Annotated in this window: 14 protein-coding genes; all 14 read left to right on the top strand. The window is 64.6% G+C overall.

The genetic code is table 11. From position 1 onward, the window contains the following. Positions 1–80: 80 nt before the first annotated feature. Entirely contained in the window at positions 81–1,409 is a 1,329-nt protein-coding gene (gene proS / locus A8950_RS15145; RefSeq protein ID WP_133614519.1) for a proline--tRNA ligase, read from the top strand. Beyond that, positions 1,406–2,653: a lipoprotein-releasing ABC transporter permease subunit gene (locus A8950_RS15140; protein ID WP_133614518.1), complete on the top strand. Its 1,248-nt coding sequence runs from the start codon at positions 1,406–1,408 to the stop codon at positions 2,651–2,653. Before proS ends, A8950_RS15140 begins: the two co-directional genes overlap by 4 nt. Then, on the top strand, positions 2,646–3,356 hold the full coding sequence (locus A8950_RS15135) for an ABC transporter ATP-binding protein (protein ID WP_133614517.1): 711 nt from the start codon (positions 2,646–2,648) through the stop codon (positions 3,354–3,356). Before A8950_RS15140 ends, A8950_RS15135 begins: the two co-directional genes overlap by 8 nt. 104 nt (positions 3,357–3,460) lie before the next feature. Continuing rightward, positions 3,461–5,410 (top strand): PhoX family protein, encoded by a 1,950-nt coding sequence (locus tag A8950_RS15130; RefSeq protein ID WP_133614516.1) that lies wholly within the window; start codon positions 3,461–3,463, stop codon positions 5,408–5,410. Positions 5,411–5,573: 163 nt separating this feature from the next. Then, positions 5,574–6,275 carry a hypothetical protein gene (locus tag A8950_RS15125; RefSeq protein ID WP_133614515.1) on the top strand — a complete coding sequence of 234 codons (702 nt, stop codon included), beginning with the start codon at positions 5,574–5,576 and terminating at the stop codon, positions 6,273–6,275. Between the two features lie 193 nt (positions 6,276–6,468). Further along, the gene (gene dnaE, locus A8950_RS15120) at positions 6,469–9,903 is read left to right on the top strand and encodes a DNA polymerase III subunit alpha (RefSeq protein WP_133614514.1); all 3,435 of its coding nucleotides are present in this window, start codon (positions 6,469–6,471) and stop codon (positions 9,901–9,903) included. A 281-nt stretch (positions 9,904–10,184) separates the two neighbouring features. Next, the gene (gene rpsB, locus A8950_RS15115) at positions 10,185–10,970 is read left to right on the top strand and encodes a 30S ribosomal protein S2 (protein WP_133614513.1); all 786 of its coding nucleotides are present in this window, start codon (positions 10,185–10,187) and stop codon (positions 10,968–10,970) included. 110 nt (positions 10,971–11,080) lie between these two features. Further along, positions 11,081–12,004, top strand: a complete 924-nt coding sequence (gene tsf / locus A8950_RS15110) for a translation elongation factor Ts (protein WP_133614512.1) — start codon at positions 11,081–11,083, stop codon at positions 12,002–12,004. A 215-nt stretch (positions 12,005–12,219) separates the two neighbouring features. Continuing rightward, positions 12,220–13,026 (top strand): UMP kinase, encoded by an 807-nt coding sequence (gene pyrH / locus A8950_RS15105; RefSeq protein WP_166645206.1) that lies wholly within the window; start codon positions 12,220–12,222, stop codon positions 13,024–13,026. 20 nt (positions 13,027–13,046) lie between these two features. Then, positions 13,047–13,604 carry a ribosome recycling factor gene (gene frr / locus A8950_RS15100; protein WP_133614511.1) on the top strand — a complete coding sequence of 186 codons (558 nt, stop codon included), beginning with the start codon at positions 13,047–13,049 and terminating at the stop codon, positions 13,602–13,604. 83 nt (positions 13,605–13,687) lie between these two features. After that, positions 13,688–14,359: a polyprenyl diphosphate synthase gene (uppS, locus tag A8950_RS15095; RefSeq protein ID WP_133614665.1), complete on the top strand. Its 672-nt coding sequence runs from the start codon at positions 13,688–13,690 to the stop codon at positions 14,357–14,359. Then, positions 14,343–15,236 carry a phosphatidate cytidylyltransferase gene (locus A8950_RS15090; RefSeq protein ID WP_133614510.1) on the top strand — a complete coding sequence of 298 codons (894 nt, stop codon included), beginning with the start codon at positions 14,343–14,345 and terminating at the stop codon, positions 15,234–15,236. Before uppS ends, A8950_RS15090 begins: the two co-directional genes overlap by 17 nt. Beyond that, positions 15,227–16,441 carry a 1-deoxy-D-xylulose-5-phosphate reductoisomerase gene (locus A8950_RS15085; RefSeq protein ID WP_133614509.1) on the top strand — a complete coding sequence of 405 codons (1,215 nt, stop codon included), beginning with the start codon at positions 15,227–15,229 and terminating at the stop codon, positions 16,439–16,441. The genes A8950_RS15090 and A8950_RS15085 overlap by 10 nt, the downstream gene beginning before the upstream one ends. 45 nt (positions 16,442–16,486) lie before the next feature. Continuing rightward, positions 16,487–17,626: an RIP metalloprotease RseP gene (gene rseP / locus A8950_RS15080; RefSeq protein ID WP_133614508.1), complete on the top strand. Its 1,140-nt coding sequence runs from the start codon at positions 16,487–16,489 to the stop codon at positions 17,624–17,626. Positions 17,627–17,633 lie beyond the last annotated feature (7 nt).

Raw genomic sequence — 17,633 nt, 5'->3', positions numbered from 1 at the left:
TGCCCGCTTGTGGACAGATAAGGGCTCTTTCCCTAAAGTCCGGCCGCATCCGCAAAACCCATCCCGACAAGGCTCATCCCATGCGTTCCAGCCAGTTTTTCATGCCCACGCTGCGCGAAAACCCCAGCGAGGCCCAGATCGTGTCGCATCGCCTGATGCTCCGGGCCGGCATGGTGCGCCAGGCTAGTTCAGGTATTTATTCCTGGTTGCCGCTGGGCTTCAAGGTGTTGAAGAAAATCGAACAGATCGTGCGCGAGGAGCAGGACCGCGCCGGGTGCCAGGAATTGCTGATGCCGACCATCCAGTCGGCCGACCTCTGGCGCGAAAGCGGCCGCTATGACGATTACGGCAAGGAGATGCTGCGCATCACCGACCGCCACGACCGCGAGATGCTGTACGGCCCCACCAATGAGGAACTCATCACCGAGATCTTCCGCAATTCGGCGAAGAGCTATCGCGATGTGCCGAAGATGCTCTATCACATCCAGTGGAAATTCCGCGACGAGGTGCGCCCCCGTTTTGGCGTCATGCGCGGCCGCGAATTCCTGATGAAGGACGCCTACAGCTTCGACCTCGATGCGGCCGGGGCGCGCCGGGCCTACAACAAGATGTTCGTTTCTTATCTGCGCACTTTCGCGCGTATGGGCCTGCAGGCGATCCCCATGGCGGCCGATACCGGCCCCATCGGCGGCGATCTCTCACATGAATTCATCATCCTCGCCGATACCGGCGAAAGCGCCGTCTTCTGCGACAGGAGCTTCATCGAACGCGATGTGCTCTCGCTCGACATCGACTATGACAGCGACCTCGAGCCACTGGTGAAGCAGTGGACGACCGATTACGCCGCCACCGACGAGAAGCATGACGCGGCGCGTTTCGGCGCCCTGCCCAAGGACCGCCAGGTCGAGGCGCGCGGGATCGAGGTGGGTCACATCTTCTATTTCGGCACCAAGTATTCCGAGCCGCTGAAGGCCCAGGTACAGACCCAGGACGGCCAGACCATTTCGGTCCATATGGGGTCCTACGGCATCGGCGTCTCGCGCCTGGTCGGCGCCATCATCGAGGCCAGCCACGACGACAAGGGCATCGTCTGGCCGGAGAGTGTCGCCCCCTTCAAGGTCGGGCTCGTCAATTTGAAGGCCGGCGATGCTGCGACCACGCCGATGGCCGACGACCTCTATGCCAGGCTGACCAGGGCCGGCGTCGAGGTGCTCTATGATGACCGTGATGTCCGCGCCGGCGAGAAATTCGCGCAGATGGACCTCATCGGCCTGCCCTACCAGGTCGTGATCGGCCCGCGTGGCGCCGCCAAGGGCGAGGTCGAGTTCAAGACCCGCAAGACCGGCGCCGTCGAGGAAATCTCGGCCGAAGCGGCGCTGAACAAGCTGGCTTCAAGGCAGGGCGCATGATCTTCTCGGCCTTCGAACGCCTGGTGGCGATGCGCTATCTGCGCGCGCGCCGCCAGGAAGGCTTCGTTTCGGTCATCGCCGGGTTCTCGCTGCTCGGTATCGCGCTGGGTGTGGCGACGCTGATCGTGGTCATGTCGGTGATGAACGGGTTCCGGGCGGAGTTGCTGGACCGGATCCTGGGTTTCAATGCGCATCTCTCGGTCAATGGCGGGTCACAGGGCATTCCGGACTATGCCCGCATGACTGATTCACTGCGCGGGCTGCCGGGTGTCGCCTCGGCCATTCCGCTGGTCGAGGGGCAGGTCTTCCTCACCGTCAACGAGGGCGGCACCGGCGCCATCCTGCGGGGTGTACGGCTCGAGGATCTCAGGACCAAGAAGCTGATCGCCGACGGCATGATCGCCGGTACGCTTGACGGCCTGCGCAATCCCGACGGCATCATCATCGGCGAGGCCATGGCGCGGTCGCTGGGGGTCGGTATCGGCGCCGAGATCACCGCCATCTCGCCCGACATCGCCATCACCATCGGCGGCGCGCTGCCGCGCATGAAGACCTTCAAAGTGGTCGGCCTGTTCAATGTCGGCATGTACCAGTACGACAACACGATCGGCTTCATCGGCATGGAGATGGCGCAGATCTATTTCAAGCTGCGCGAACGAGCCAGCAATATCGAGGTGATGGCGGCGGATATCGACCAGGTGCCGGCGATCAAGCGTGCGGTTTCGGCAGCTGTCGGCCCGGCCTATTACATCGGTGACTGGCAGGAGGCGAACCGTCCCTTCTTCACCGCGGTTGAGGTCGAGCGCAACGTGATGTTCCTCATCCTCACCCTTATCATCATCGTCGCCGCCTTCAACATTATCAGCGGGCAGATCATGATGGTGAAGGACAAGGGCCGCAACATCGCCATCATGCGCACCATGGGGGCGACCAAGGGCATGATCCTGCGCATCTTCCTGCTGTCGGGGGCCAGCATCGGCATCGTCGGCACCATCCTCGGCTGCGCGCTGGGCACCGCCTTTGCCTACAATATCGAAACCATCCGGCGATTCCTGGAAGGATTGACCGGCACCGACCTTTTCAACGAGACGATCTATTTCCTCTCCAAACTGCCGGCCATCGTCAATCCGCTCGAGGTCGTGATGATCTCGGCGATGTCGCTGGTCCTTACCCTGCTGGCCTCGATCTATCCGGCCTGGCGGGCAGCCCGCCTCGATCCGGTGGAGGCTCTCCGCTATGAGTAGGGGAAGCGGTCACGCCCAGAACGGCAATGTTGTCCTCGAGTTGAAGGATATCCGGCAGAGCTTTCCCCAGGCCGATGGCGGTCGGCTGGAAGTCATCCGGCATGCCGACCTGACATTGCGGCGCGGCGAGATGGTGGCGCTGATCGGTCCTTCCGGTTCCGGCAAGTCGACCCTGCTGCACATCGCCGGTATGCTGGAGAAACCGTCGGGCGGCGAGATTCTGGTCGACGGCCAGGCGACGGCCGCCCTCGGCGACGATGCCAGGACCCGTATCCGCCGCGAGAAAATGGGCTTCGTCTATCAGTATCACCACCTGCTGCCGGAGTTCTCGGCGCTGGAAAACGTCGTCATTCCGCAGATGATCGCCGGCGAGACTCGCCGCGCCGCCGAGCCACGTGCCCGGGAATTGCTGGAGCGGGTCGGCCTCGGCCAGCGCCTCGGCCATCGACCCGGCAAGCTCTCGGGTGGCGAGCAGCAGCGCGTCGCCATCGCCCGGGCACTTGCCAATGCGCCGGGCATCCTCCTGGCCGATGAACCGACCGGCAATCTGGACCACCATACCTCGGATGCGGTGTTCCGGATGCTGTCCGACCTGGTGCATGATCTCGGCGTGGCGGCGCTGATTGCGACGCACAATCTTGATATCGCGCAAAAAATGGACCGGGCGGTGACGCTGCGTGACGGAGAATTGGTCACTGCCTAATTCTTCGGCAGCGACTGTCACTGGCTCGTCATCGAAGCTTTTTCAGAGCGACATAATGCGGCGGTAAATCGCCGGTGATCGCTTTGACAAAGGAGGCTCACGCGATGACCGATCGTCATTACCGCACGCCGGTTCATATCAACAACGAGGACGACAACAATCCGTCCAACCCCAGCGCGGGTCCGGCGCTCAGCGACCTTATCCGGGTCCGTCTGTCGCGCCGCGATGCCCTCAAGGGGCTGATGGCCAGCGCCGCCATCGGCGCCATCGGTGTCGGTATCAATCCGCGTGGCGCCGCCGCCGCGCCGAAGCTTGGCTTCGCGGAAATCCCCCATGCCTATGACGAGAACCTGCACGTCCCACAGGGCTATACGGCGAAGACGCTGCTGCGCTGGGGCGATCCGATCATCGCCGGGGCGCCGGATTTTGATCCGCTGAAGCATGATGCCGCCGCCCAGGCCGGCCAGTTCGGCTACAATTGCGATTTCGTGCATTTCTGCCCGCTGCCGGAAGGTTCCGGCGCCAGCGATCATGGCCTGCTCGTGGTCAATCACGAATACACCGACGCCCACATGATCTTCCCCGGATTCGCAGACGGCAAGGCGGCGCTGGAAGCAACCACCGCCGAGATGGCGGCCTATGAGCAGGCCGGTCACGGCCTCAGCGTGGTCGAGGTCAAGCGCGACGGCAATGGCTGGTCGGCGGTGCCGGACAGCCGCCTCAATCGCCGCATCACGCTGGCGACCGAAATGGAACTGGTCGGGCCGGCGGCCGGTGACGCCCGCCTCAAGACTGCGGCCGACGCCACCGGCACCAGGGTGCTGGGCACCATGAACAACTGCGCCGGCGGCTGGACGCCCTGGGGCACCATCCTGACCGCGGAAGAGAACGTTCATCAGTACTTCGGTGGCGACCCGGAAGCGACGCCGGAGGCTGCCAACGCCAAGCGCATGGGCATCAAGGGCGAACCCTCCTATGCCTGGGGCAAGTTCGCGGACCGCTTTGACATCTCGAAGGAGCCGAACGAGCCCAACCGTTTCGGCTGGATCGTGGAAGTGGATCCTTATGATCCCGCCTCGATGCCGAAGAAGCACACGGCGCTCGGCCGCTTCAAGCACGAGGCGGCGACCACGGTAATCAACGGCGACAATCGCCTCGTCGTCTATACCGGCGACGACGAGCGATTCGAATATGTCTACAAATATGTCAGCAGCGGCACCTTCGATCCGGCGGCCGGGCGCGCCAATTCGACGCTGCTTGATGACGGTACGCTCTATGTTGCCAAGCTGGATGCCGATGGCAATGTCACCTGGCTGCCGCTCACCTTCGGCGAGGGGCCGCTGACCGAGGCCAAAGGCTTCAAGAACCAGGCCGACGTGCTGATCGAGGCGCGCCGGGCAGGCGATCTCCTCGAAGCCACCAAGATGGACCGGCCGGAGGACATCGAAGCCAGCGACAAGACCGGAAAGGTCTATGTCGTCCTCACCAAGAACGACAAGCGCAAGGCCGAACAGGTCGATGCCGCCAATGCGCGCGAAAAGAACATCTGGGGTCACATCGTCGAGATGGTGCCGCCGATGAAGGATGGCAGGGCGGACCACGCCGCCGACCGGTTCACCTGGAACGCTTTCATCCAGGCCGGCAACCCGAAGGACCCCGAGGCGAAAGCCATCTATGGTGGCGAAGTCAGCGATGCGGGCTGGTTCGCCAACCCGGACAACATCGCCTTCGATGCATCTGGTCGTTTGTGGATCTCGACCGACGGTTTCCCGGATCACGGCGTCCATGACGGTCTCTGGGTGACCGAGACGGAAGGCGAGGGAAGGGCGGTGACGCGCCACTTCCTCGGCTGTCCGCGCGGCGCCGAACTTTGCGGCCCGGCCTTCACGCCGGACGGCAAAACCCTGTTCGTCGCCGTGCAGCATCCGGGCGACGAGGACGGTTCCAATTTCCAGAATCCCAGCACGCGCTGGCCCGACTTCAAGGACGGCATGCCGCCCCGGCCCAGCGTCGTCGCCATTACCAAGGATGACGGTGGCGAGATCGGCGCCTGATCGCGCACCGGAAGTCGCCGTCATCAACGTGTCATGGCGTTGCAAGATGGCGGCAACCGGAATCGGGCAGATTGTTCGCCAGAGAGGATGCTCGGCCCCGGAGCGATTTTCCGGGGCCGGTGCATCGCAGGCTGGTTCCTGAACCCTGGTGGAGGATTGCGCCATGACCCTTCAATCCCCGGCAATCGATCTCGCCAGCGCCGCCAAATCCACGCCCTGGACATTGGCCCCCACCCTGACCGAAATCGTCGAACTGCGCCGCGAGCGTCTGTTGGATGGCGGCGACGAGATCGACCTGGTGCGGCGCCAGCCCGCTGCGGCGCGGGATGCAGCCCAGGCCTGGCAGCGCCTGGCACGGCAGAGGCTCGGCATTGGCACCGCCCTGTTCGACCTCGACAACGCGCTGGCCTATGCGATCGATGTGGATGCGGAGGTGATTCTATATCGGGTGATCGTCGCCCGCGAATTGCCGCGGCAGCTGGAACTCGGCGCACTTTTTGCCGCGGGCGAGGTGGCGGCCGCTAGGTTTGCCGCCAATGGAATCCTTGAATGGATGCCGATCCGCGATGCCCAGGACGTGGCCGACGCGCGCCGGCTGGCACTGCGCCAAGGGGCAACACCCCTCGGCCGAGTTTTCGCTTTGACCTCGCTGCCGGCGGAAGGCGGATTGCGCCTGATGGCCAGCGGCGGCGGCGCGCTCACCCTCGATCTGGTGCCGCCCAGCGTTGACGGCCGGCACTATCCCCAGGCCCGTCGCTTTGCCTGGAGCGAGCCGGATACCCCCATGAGCTATGGGTTCGGCGCTCCGGCGGCCGAGCAGATGCCGGGTGGCCTTGCGGCCCTGTTCACGACCCCCTGGCAGTGAGCCCGCCCAAGCGCTGACAGACCCTCAGGCCCGGTCCCCATCTGCCGGGCTCCGCCGCAGCCTTCCCCCAAGCCCGGCTGCGGTCGCCTCGACCTCCATCGGACCTTCTCTGTCGGCCGATGGGGGTTTTCTTTTGCTCGCTCGGGCCGCCCGGTATGTCCTAACATCCGGGAAGACAATCCCGAGTCCCGCCATGCCGCATGCTGATTTTGTCCATCTGCGCGTCCATTCCGCCTATTCCCTGTCGGAAGGGGCGATCAAGAACAAGCAGCTGATCGAGCTCTGCAAGCGCAATTCCATGCCGGCGGTGGCAGTGACCGATACCGGCAATTTATTCGGCGCCATGGAATTCACCGGCCTCGCCAAGGATGCCGGAATCCAGCCCATCACCGGTTGCCAGCTTGGCATCGCCCGGCCGCGCGAACAGCACCAGGTGCAGATTCCGGCCCCCGACCAGATCGTCCTCCTGGTCCAGGACGAGACCGGCTATGCCAATCTGATGAAGCTCACGAGCCGCGCCTATCTCGAAGGCGAGCCGGGCACGGCGCCGCAGGTCGGACTTGATGTGCTGAGCTCGCATGCGGCCGGGCTGATCGCGCTGTCCGGTGGCCCAAAGGGCCTCGTCGGCCGCCTGCTGCTGGAGGGACAGGATGTCGAGGCGCGCGCGATGACGCAGCGACTCGCCGCGATGTTCCCGGGGCGCTTCTATATCGAGTTGATGCGCCACGGCATGGAGGAGGAGGCGCGCAGCGAGGACAGCTTCATCGACCTTGCCTATGAATTCGACCTGCCGCTGGTTGCCACCAACGATGTCTATTTCAGCGACGAGGGCATGTACCAGGCCCATGACGCGCTGCTCTGCATCGCCGGCGGCACCTATGTCGCCGAGAGCAACCGGCGCAAGGTGACGCGCGAGCATCGCTTCAAGACAGCGGCCGAGATGCGCGTTCTCTTCGCCGATCTGCCGGAGGCGATCGAGAACACCCTGGCGATCGCCCGGCGCTGCGCCTATATGCCGCCGGCGCGCAAGCCGATCCTGCCGGCCTTTTCCGACGGCAAGAGCGAGGACGAAGCGCTGCGCGAGATGGCGCGCGCCGGCCTCGACAAGCGGCTGGCCGTCATGAACCTGACGCCGGAAGCGGAGAAGCCCTATCGCGAGCGCCTGGAATTCGAACTCGGCGTCATCATCCAGATGGGCTTTCCCGGCTATTTCCTGATCGTCGCCGAATTCATCCAATGGGCCAAGGCGCAGGGCATCCCGGTGGGACCGGGGCGCGGCTCGGGCGCCGGCTCCGTGGTCGCCTGGTCGCTCACCATCACAGATCTCGATCCCCTGCGCTGGGGCCTGCTGTTCGAGCGTTTCCTCAACCCGGAGCGCATCTCGATGCCGGATTTCGACATCGATTTCTGCCAGGACCGGCGAGAAGAGGTGATCCGCCACGTGCAGGAGCGCTATGGCCGCGACAAGGTCGGACAGATCATCACTTTCGGCAAGCTACAGGCCCGCGCCGCCGTGCGCGACGTGGGCCGCGTGCTGCAGATGCCCTATGGCCAGATCGACCGGCTTTCGAAACTCATCCCCAACAACCCGGCCAATCCGGTCAGCCTGAAGGATGCGATCGAGGGCGAGCGGCAATTGCGCAATGCCATGGACGAGGATCCGGCGGTCAAGCGCCTGATGGAAGTGGCGATGAAGCTGGAAGGCCTCTATCGCCATGCCTCGACCCACGCCGCCGGTGTCGTGATTGGCGACCGGCCGCTGGACCAGCTGGTGCCGATGTATCGCGATCCGCGCTCCGATATGCCGGTGACGCAGTTCAACATGAAGGATGTCGAGAAGGCGGGCCTCGTCAAGTTCGATTTCCTGGGGTTGAAGACGCTTTCCGTGCTGCGCACGGCCGACCAGCTGCTGAAGCAGCGCGGCATCGAACTCGACATCGACCATCTGCCGCTCGATGACGAGAACACCTTTCAGATGCTGGGCAAAGGCGATGCGACCGGGGTGTTCCAGCTGGAAAGTTCCGGCATGCGCGACGTGCTTCGTAAGCTGAAGCCCGACCGCTTCGAGGACATCATCGCCGTGGTGGCGCTCTATCGCCCCGGCCCGATGGACAACATCCCGAAATACATCAACTGCAAGCACGGTCGCGAGGAGCCAGACTACCTGCACCCTTCGCTCGAAGGCATCCTCAAGGAAACCTTCGGCATCATGATCTACCAGGAACAGGTCATGCAGATCGCCCAGGTGCTGTCCGGCTACAGCCTGGGCGGCGCCGACCTGCTGCGCCGCGCCATGGGCAAGAAGATCAAGGAGGAGATGGAGGCCCAGCGCAAGCTGTTCGTCGACGGCGCCGTCGAGCGTGGCGTCAAGGCCGACAAGGCGGCCGAGATCTTCGACCAGGTCAACAAGTTCGCCGGCTACGGCTTCAACAAGAGCCATGCCGCCGCCTATGCCTTCGTTTCCTACCAGACGGCTTGGCTGAAGGCCAATTACCCGGTCGAGTTCTTCGCCGCCTCGATGACCTATGACATGGGCAATACCGACAAGCTCAATGTCTTCCGCCAGGAGCTCAATCATCTCGGCATCAAGCTGCTGCAGCCGGATGTTAACAAATCGGCACCGACCTTCGCCGTCGAGCAACAGGCGGATGGATCACTTGCCGTGCGCTATGCCCTGGGGGCCGTGAAGAATGTCGGCATGGGCGTGGTCGAGGCGATGGTGCGCGTCCGCGCCGAGGGCGGGCCCTTCAAGAGCCTCGAGGATTTCTGCGAGCGCATCGATCCCAAGGGCCTCAACAAGCGCCAGCTTGAAAATCTCGTTCTGGCTGGCGCCTTCGACAGCCTCAACCCCAACCGCCGCCAGGTCTTCGACAGCGTCGAGCAGATGCTGCGCCAGTCGGCGGCGGCGCATGAGGCGCGGGGCTCGTCGCAATCCAGCATGTTCGCCGAGACCGCCCAGGTGCGCCTTACTTTGCCGCCCATCCCGGACTGGCTGCCGATGGAGCGGCTGCAGCACGAGTTCAACGCCATCGGCTTCTATCTCTCGGCGCACCCGCTGGATTCCTACGGCGCCAGCCTGAAGCGCCTCGACGTTGTCTCCTTCGCCGATCTGCCGCAATGGCTGAAAAGCCGCGGCACCAGCCGCGCCAAGGTGGCGGGGCTGGTGGTCGGCAAGCAGGAGCGCACCTCGCAGAAGGGTAACCGCTTCGCCTTCATCCAGTTGACCGATGCCAGCGGCATGTATGAGGCGACGATCTTTTCTGAACGGCTCACCGCCGCGCGCGAGATGCTGGAGCCGGGCCGTGCCCTGCTGCTCTCGGTCGATTGCCGCCAGGAGGAGGAGGGCGGGCTGCGCCTGATGGTGAACGAGGTCTCCAGCCTCGATCAGGCGGCGGCGGCCACGGCGGCCGGCCTCAAGATCTTCCTCAAGGAACCTGGCCCCGTCGACGGCATCCGCCAGATCCTGGGCAAGGCCGGGCGCGGCAAAGGCAAGATCGAACTCATCCTCGATTTGCCCGAACAGAAGCGCGAGGTCGATGTCGTCTTGCGCGACCGCATCGCCGTCTCCCCCCAGCTCCGCAGCGCCATCCGCGCCATACCGGGTGTCCTCGAGGTGATGGATACGTGATGGACGCCGGATTCAGTTTCTGATGCCCTGTGCAGGCGGGCCTAGTTGATGCATCTATGCCAAGATGGTTTCCGTGGTTATCTAACATGTTGAAAAATATCAACATTGTTCGCCCCTTGCCATTTCCCCCCGAGCCCTGTAGATAACCCCCGCTAACAAAACCGCATGCGGGTTCGCGCGCTGTCCGGGGAGACATCCCGGCAGACTTCGCTCCGGTGGTCTAAGTCCTTGGACTTAAACCGCAAAACCCGCAGAGGCTTAACCGGAAAAGGACTTTGAAAATGGCGCTGCCAACCTTCAGCATGCGCCAGCTCCTGGAAGCTGGCGTGCACTTTGGTCACCATACCCGTCGCTGGAACCCGCAGATGGCTCCCTATCTGTTCGGCGTTCGCAACGGCATTCACATCATCAATCTCGAATACACCGCCCCGCTGCTCGAGCAGGCGATCAAGACCGTGCGCGACGTCGCCGCGGCCGGCGGTCGCGTCCTCTTCGTCGGTACCAAGCGCGCCGCCTCCGACAAGGTCGCGGAAGCCGCCAAGCGCTGCGGCCAGTATTACGTCAACCACCGTTGGCTGGGTGGCATGCTCTCCAACTGGAAGACCATTTCCCAGTCGATCAAGCGCCTGCGCGAGATCGAGGAGAAGCTGACCACCAACACCGTCGGCCTGACCAAGAAGGAATTGCTGATGCTCACCCGCGACCGCGACAAGCTGGAGCGGGCGCTGGGCGGCATCAAGGACATGGGCGGCCAGCCGGACATCCTGGTGATCATCGACACCAACAAGGAATCGCTCGCCGTCAAGGAAGCCAACAAGCTGGGCATCCCGGTCGTCGCCATCCTCGATTCCAATTCCTCGCCGGAAGGCATCAACCACCCGGTGCCGGGCAATGATGACGCGATTCGCGCCATCTCGCTCTACCTCGATCTCTTCTCCGGCGCCGTCCTCGACGGCCTGCAGCAGGAAGCGATCACCACGGGCCGCGACATCGGCGAGTCCGAGGAACTGCCGGCCGAGCAGCTGCCGCCGGCGGGCGAGGGCGCCGATCAGGCTGCCACCGCCTAAGGCGGAGATCGTACCCGACAATGGGGTTCGGTGCGCCGCCTGCGCCCCGGACCCCATTGCCATATCAAGCATTTCCCCAGATCCCAGGTTAGTGACGAAAGGATAGAAGCATGGCCGAGATTACTGCGGCGCTCGTGAAGGAGCTGCGCGAAACCTCCGGTGCCGGCATGATGGATTGCAAGAAGGCGCTCGCCGAGAACAACGGCGACATCGAGGCTGCGGTCGACTGGCTGCGCAAAAAGGGCCTCGCCGCCGCCGCCAAGAAGGCCGGCCGCGTCGCTGCCGAGGGTCTGGTCGGTGCCGCCGCCGAAGGCAAGGCCGGCGCCCTGGTCGAAGTGAATGCCGAGACCGATTTCGTCGCCCGCAACGACCAGTTCCAGGGTTTCGTGGCGGCCGTCGCCAAGCTGGCGCTGGCCGGCGGCGACATCGAGGCGCTGAAGGCCGCGAAATATCCCGATGGTGGTGTCACCGTTGCCGAAAAATTGACCAATTTGGTTGCCACCATCGGCGAGAACATGAACCTGCGCCGCGCGGCGCAGCTCTCCGTGAAGGATGGCGTGGTGGCTTCCTACATCCACAACTCGGTCGCCCCGGGCATGGGCAAGATCGGCGTGCTGGTGGCCCTCGAATCGACCGGCGATGCTGCCAAGCTGCAGGCGCTGGGCAAGCAGATCGCCATGCATGTTGCGGCTGCGAACCCGCAATCGCTCGACATCGCCAGCGTCGACCAGTCGGCGCTGGAGCGCGAGCGTGATGTGCTGTCCGAGCAGGCGCGCGCGTCCGGCAAGCCCGAGGAAATCATCGCCAAGATGGTCGAGGGGCGCCTCCGGAAATACTACGAGGAAGTGGTGCTGCTCGAGCAGGTCTATGTCATCGACGGCGAGAGCCGGGTGAAGCAGGTGGTCGAGAAGGCTGCCAAGGAAGTCGGTGCCCCGGTGAAGCTGACCGGCTTCGTCCGCATGGCGCTGGGCGAGGGCATCGAGAAGGAAGAGAAGGATTTCGCTTCCGAGGTCGCGGCCCAGTTGAAGGCCTGATCGTGGCAGCCCGGGCCGGGCGTCTGCCCGGCCCGGGACCGCGGTCCCGGATCCGCCGCATGGCGGCGCCGGAAACCCCGATCAGGGCGTCACGCCGGGTGTGACGCCGCGCGGCTTCCGCCGTGCCGAATCGGTGTATAGTTCGACCCGGATTGCAGGAGCGGTCGCCGTCCAGGCGGCCGGTCCCACAGGGCAAGAGGCAGGGAGGCAAGGGCATGTCCATGGCTGGTGCGGCTTCGGGCGATGAGGCTTCCGGCGAGACCCATGCCCTTCATGCGCCTGCCAACCCGGCCGAGGGCCTGCTCTACAAGCGCGTTCTCCTGAAGATTTCCGGCGAGGCCCTGATGGGCAGCCGCGATTACGGCCTGGAACCGGCGACGGTGAACCGGGTCGCCAAGGAAGTGCGCGAGGTCCATGCGCTGGGCGTCGAATGCTGCCTCGTCATCGGCGGCGGCAACATCTTCCGCGGCATTGCCGGTGCTTCCGAGGGCATGCAGCGCGCCTCGGCCGATTACATGGGCATGCTGGCCACCATCATGAACGCGCTCGCCATGCAGAACGCGCTCGAGCAGCTGGGCGTCGATACCCGCGTTCTCTCCGCCATACCGATGCAATCGGTCTGCGAGCCCTATATCCGCCGCCGCGCCGTGCGGCATCTGGAGAAGGGCCGCGTCGTGATCTTCGCCGCCGGCACCGGCAACCCCTATTTCACCACCGACACGGCCGCCGCCCTGCGCGCCTCCGAAATGGGCTGCCAGGCGCTGCTGAAAGGCACCAAGGTCGATGGCGTCTACAGCGCCGATCCCAAGATCCAGAAGGATGCCGAGCGCTACCAGCAGCTCAGCCACCAGGATGTCCTGAGCCGCAATCTCAAGGTGATGGATGCGACGGCGATCGCGCTGGCGCGCGACAACGGCATACCCATCATCGTGTTTTCCATCCATACGCCGGGCATGTTCGCCGAGGTGATGCAGGGCCACGGCCGCTATACCGTGATCGGCGACCGCGCCGCGGCGGAATAAGAAGACGAGGAGACAGCACCATGACCGATCCGCGCCTCAACGATTTCAGCCGCCGCATGGACGGCGCGCTCGAAGCCCTGCGCAAGGAGTTCGGCGGCCTGCGCACCGGCCGCGCCTCGGCCGGCCTGCTCGACCCCGTGCAGGTCAGCGCCTATGGCAGCACCATGCCGTTGAACCAGGTCGGCACGGTCAGCGTGCCGGAGCCGCGCATGATCACCGTCCAGGTCTGGGACAAGGGTATGGTCTCTGCCGTCGAAAAGGCGATCCGTGATTCCGGCCTCGGCCTCAACCCGGCCAGTGACGGCAATACGGTCCGCGTGCCCCTACCGGAACTGTCGCAGGAGCGCCGCCAGGAACTGACCAAGATCGCCCACAAATATGCCGAACAGGGCCGTGTCGCTGTCCGCAATGTGCGCCGCGACGGTATGGACTACCTGAAAAAGCTGGAAAAGGACCACGAGATTTCCGAGGACGAGCACAAGAAGCTCGCCGACCAGATGCAGAAGCTGACCGACGAGCATGTGAAGAAGGTCGACGAGGCACTGGCCACCAAGGAAAAGGAAATCCTGCAGGTCTGACCTTGAACCAGCCCCGCCGCATAGCCGAGGTCCTGAACCAGCCGGCGGGCGAAGTGCCGCCGCCACGCCATGTCGCCATCATCATGGACGGCAACGGGCGGTGGGCGAGGGCGCGCGGCCTGCCGCGTACAGTCGGCCACAATTACGGGGCCGAAGCCGTGCGCCAGGCGGTCAAGGGTGCCGCGCAATGCGGCGTCGACTACCTCACCCTGTTCGGCTTCTCGTCGGAAAACTGGAAGCGGCCGGCGGCCGAGATCGACGATCTGATGGGGCTGCTCAAGCTCTATCTCAACCGCGAGATCGATGAACTGCACCAGAACGGCGTCCGCCTCAAGGTGATCGGCGACCGCGAGCGCCTGGGTGCCGATGTCGTCCGCCTGATCGAGGCGGCCGAGGGGCGCACCGCTGGCAATTCCCGCCTGGTCCTGACGGTGGCGCTGAGCTATGGCGCCCGCGCCGAGATCGTGCTGGCGGCGCGGCGCCTGCTGCAGGCGGCCGAACGCGGCGAGGTCAGTCCCGGCGAATTGGACGAAACCGCCTTCGAGAGCTTCCTGCTGACCGCCGGCATGCCGGACCCGGATCTGCTGATCCGCACCAGCGGCGAGAAGCGCATCAGCAACTTCCTGCTCTGGCAATGTGCCTATGCCGAGTTCGTCTTCCTGGACAAGCACTGGCCCGATTTCGGCATCGACGATCTGCAGGCGGCGATCGCGGAGTATCAGGGCCGGAGCCGGCGCTATGGCGCCGCCCAATAGCCGGCCCGGCCCATCCAATCTGGTTACCCGGATTCTGTCTGCCCTAGTCCTGATCCCGGTGGTGGCCGCTGCCATCTGGCTGGGTCGGCCCTGGTTCGATGCCCTGGTCATCCTGTTCGCCGGGCTGATGGCCTGGGAGTGGGCCCGCATTGCCGGGCGCCGGCGCAACCCGGACGACCCGACGCCGGCGGCGCGCCTGCCGGTCAGCGACTGGGCCATGCCGGGCCTGGTCCTGGCTGCCCTGGCCGTGAGCATCCTGCTGGTTGAACGGGCGCCGCGGCCGCTGCCAATCGACCTTCCGGTCTGGCTGCTGGTGCTCTGCGGTGCGCTGGTCGCCCTCATCGTGGCCTGGCCCGCCCATCGCCGTCGCGCCGTGTGGTTCCCGCTCGGCCTGCTCTATGTCGCCATTCCCAGCCTGGCACTGCTGCGGCTGCGGGATGACCCGGTCACCGGCCTCGGGATCGAAACCCTGGCCTGGATCCTCGCCCTGGTGATCGCCACGGATACCGGCGCCTATATCGCCGGCCGCAGCATCGGCGGCCCCAAGCTGGCGCCGCGCATCTCGCCGAACAAGACCTGGGCCGGGCTTCTTGGCGGGGTAGCGGCTGCGGCTCTGGCCGGATTTCTTGCTGCCTGGTGGCTTGATGGTCCAAGCGTCTGGAATTTAATGATTTTGAGCGGGCTGCTCGCTGTGATAGAGCAGGCGGGCGACTTGGTCGAATCCGCCTTCAAACGACGCTTTGGCATGAAGGACAGCAGCCATATAATCCCGGGCCATGGGGGCGTGCTGGACCGGGTCGACGGGCTGCTGACGGTATCGGTGGCGGTCGCCCTGTTGGATTATTTTGGCAAAGGCAGTGTGCTGTCATGGCTATAAGTGGCGCGCCCGGTTACCGGGCCCCCAGCAAAAGCGACCCCCGCAGTGTCACCGTCCTGGGCTGCACCGGATCGGTGGGGTGCAACACCATCGACATGATCGAGCGCGACCCCGAATGCTACCGGGTCGAGGCGCTGACCGCCCATGGCAATGTCGACCTCCTGATCGAGCAGGCGCGCCGGCTGAAACCTCGCCTCGCCGTCACCGGCAAGGCCGAGAATTACGACCGGCTGAAGGATGGCCTCTCCGGGACCGGGATCGAAATTGCCGCGGGCCGGGCCGCCGTCATTGAGGCGGCCGAGCGCCCGGCCGATTGGGTGATGGCCTCGATCGTGGGGGCCGCTGGCCTTGAGCCGACCTTGGCCGCTGTCCGCCGCGGCGCCATGATCGGCCTTGCCAACAAGGAGACGCTGGTCTGCGCCGGCGATCTGATGATGAAGGAAGTGGCGGCCAGCGGTTCGGTGATGCTGCCGGTCGATTCCGAGCACTCCGCCATCTTTCAGGTATTCGACTTCGACCGGCGCGATGCGATCGAGAAGATCATCCTGACGGCCTCCGGCGGCCCTTTCCGGACCAAGAGTGTGGCCGAGATGGCGGAGATGACCCCGGCCCAGGCCGTCGCCCATCCCAACTGGTCGATGGGGGCCAAGATCTCGGTCGATTCCGCCTCGATGATGAACAAGGGGCTGGAACTGATCGAGGCCCACCACCTGTTCGGCCTGCCGGAGGATCGGATCGAGATCCTGGTGCATCCGCAATCGGTCATCCATTCCATGGTCGCCTATACCGACGGCTCGGTCTTGGCGCAGCTGGGTACCCCGGACATGCGCACGCCGATCGCCTATGCCCTTGGCTGGCCGGCCCGAATCCCGGCTCCCTCGGCCCGTCTGGACTTCGCCAAGACTGCGCAATTCACCTTTGAAGCGCCTGATCCTACAAGATTTCCGGCGCTGCGCCTGGCGCGGGAAGCACTCAAGGCCGGTGGTCGGGCGCCGACCATTCTCAACGCCGCCAACGAAGTGGCGGTGGCGGCCTTCCTCGGCAGCGAAATCCGCTTCACGGACATTGCCGCCGTGGTCGAAAAGGTTCTGCTCCGCCTGCCGCAGGGTGGGCTGGGCAGCATCGGCGATGTCATCGAGACCGACCGCGCCGCCCGCGAAGCGGCCGCCGAGGAAATCAGCGCACGCCGCCGCAACGCGGCATAGGCTTCGCCGGCGCTTCAAAAAAAATTTTAAAATCAGGGAATTGGAATGGATATCTTCGCCGAGATCTCGCGCAATGGCTTCTGGTTTCTGGTGCTGCTGACGCCCTTGGTCTTCGTGCACGAGATGGGTCATTTCCTGGTGGCGCGGCTCTGCGGCGTGCGGGTCGAGGTGTTTTCCATCGGCTTCGGCCGCGAGATCTTCGGGATCACCGACAAGCACGGCACCCGCTGGAAGTTCAGCCTGCTGCCCTTGGGCGGCTATGTCCGCATGTTCGGCATGGCCGCAAACGAGTTGGAGGGCGGCGAGGGCGAGCCCAAGGACATGAGCGAGGCCGACCGCAAGGTCTCGTTTGCCCACAAGACGGTCTGGCAGCGGGCCGCCATCGTGGCCGCGGGTCCCGCCGCCAATTTCCTGTTCGCCGTGGTCGTGCTTGGCGTCCTCTATGTCAGCTATGGCAAGACCTACCGGGCGCCGACGATCGACGAAGTCGTGGTGCCGTCCGCGGCCCAGGAGGCCGGGCTTCTCCCGGGCGACCGGATCACGGCCATCAACGGCCAGGCGACGGACCGGTTCGAGGACGTGGCCGCCGTCGTCCAGCTCAATCTCGACCGGCCGCTGACCCTTTCGATCCGGCGCGGCGAGGCGGACCTGACAATCGATGTGCAGCCGCAGATCGTGGTGGAGAAGGATATCTTCGGCAACGAGCAGCGCATCGGCCGCCTTGGCATCGTCAGCAAGAGCGAGGGAATCACGGCCGAACTCGGCCCGATCGACGCTGCGGTCGAAGCGGCCGGTGAAACTTACCGGATCGCCGCCAGCATGCTGACAGGTATCTGGCAGATGATCACCGGGGTGCGCTCGGCCGACGAGATTCGGGGCGTTCTCAGCATCGCCGACATGTCGGGCGAAGTGGCGAAGTTCGGCTTCCTGTCATTGGTCAGTCTGGCGGTATTGCTGTCGATCAACCTCGGCCTGATCAATCTCTTCCCGGTCCCCATGCTCGATGGCGGGCATCTGGCCTATTACGTGGTCGAGGCGGTGAGGGGGCGTCCCCTCAGTGATGGGGCGCAGGAATGGGGGCTGAAAATCGGTTTGGCGATGGTACTTAGCCTGATGTTGTTTGCCACATGGAACGACTTGGTTTATTTGGAAGTCGGCGAAAAATTCCGCGCGCTTTTTAATTGACCGGATG

This window comes from Dongia mobilis (genome assembly GCF_004363235.1).
In the GTDB taxonomy this organism is placed as follows: domain Bacteria; phylum Pseudomonadota; class Alphaproteobacteria; order Dongiales; family Dongiaceae; genus Dongia; species Dongia mobilis.
Note: the sequence above shows the minus strand (reverse complement) of the source record. Positions and strands in the feature narration are given on the sequence as shown.

Coding starts and splice junctions, on each gene's coding strand:
- proS (WP_133614519.1), top strand. CDS start 81: ATGCGTTCCAGCCAGTTTTTCATGCCCACGCTGCGCGAAAACCCCAGC.
- tsf (WP_133614512.1), top strand. CDS start 11,081: ATGGCCGAGATTACTGCGGCGCTCGTGAAGGAGCTGCGCGAAACCTCC.
- frr (WP_133614511.1), top strand. CDS start 13,047: ATGACCGATCCGCGCCTCAACGATTTCAGCCGCCGCATGGACGGCGCG.
- dnaE (WP_133614514.1), top strand. CDS start 6,469: ATGCCGCATGCTGATTTTGTCCATCTGCGCGTCCATTCCGCCTATTCC.
- rseP (WP_133614508.1), top strand. CDS start 16,487: ATGGATATCTTCGCCGAGATCTCGCGCAATGGCTTCTGGTTTCTGGTG.
- A8950_RS15130 (WP_133614516.1), top strand. CDS start 3,461: ATGACCGATCGTCATTACCGCACGCCGGTTCATATCAACAACGAGGAC.
- A8950_RS15140 (WP_133614518.1), top strand. CDS start 1,406: ATGATCTTCTCGGCCTTCGAACGCCTGGTGGCGATGCGCTATCTGCGC.
- A8950_RS15125 (WP_133614515.1), top strand. CDS start 5,574: ATGACCCTTCAATCCCCGGCAATCGATCTCGCCAGCGCCGCCAAATCC.
- A8950_RS15090 (WP_133614510.1), top strand. CDS start 14,343: ATGGCGCCGCCCAATAGCCGGCCCGGCCCATCCAATCTGGTTACCCGG.
- rpsB (WP_133614513.1), top strand. CDS start 10,185: ATGGCGCTGCCAACCTTCAGCATGCGCCAGCTCCTGGAAGCTGGCGTG.
- A8950_RS15135 (WP_133614517.1), top strand. CDS start 2,646: ATGAGTAGGGGAAGCGGTCACGCCCAGAACGGCAATGTTGTCCTCGAG.
- A8950_RS15085 (WP_133614509.1), top strand. CDS start 15,227: ATGGCTATAAGTGGCGCGCCCGGTTACCGGGCCCCCAGCAAAAGCGAC.
- uppS (WP_133614665.1), top strand. CDS start 13,688: ATGGACGGCAACGGGCGGTGGGCGAGGGCGCGCGGCCTGCCGCGTACA.
- pyrH (WP_166645206.1), top strand. CDS start 12,220: ATGTCCATGGCTGGTGCGGCTTCGGGCGATGAGGCTTCCGGCGAGACC.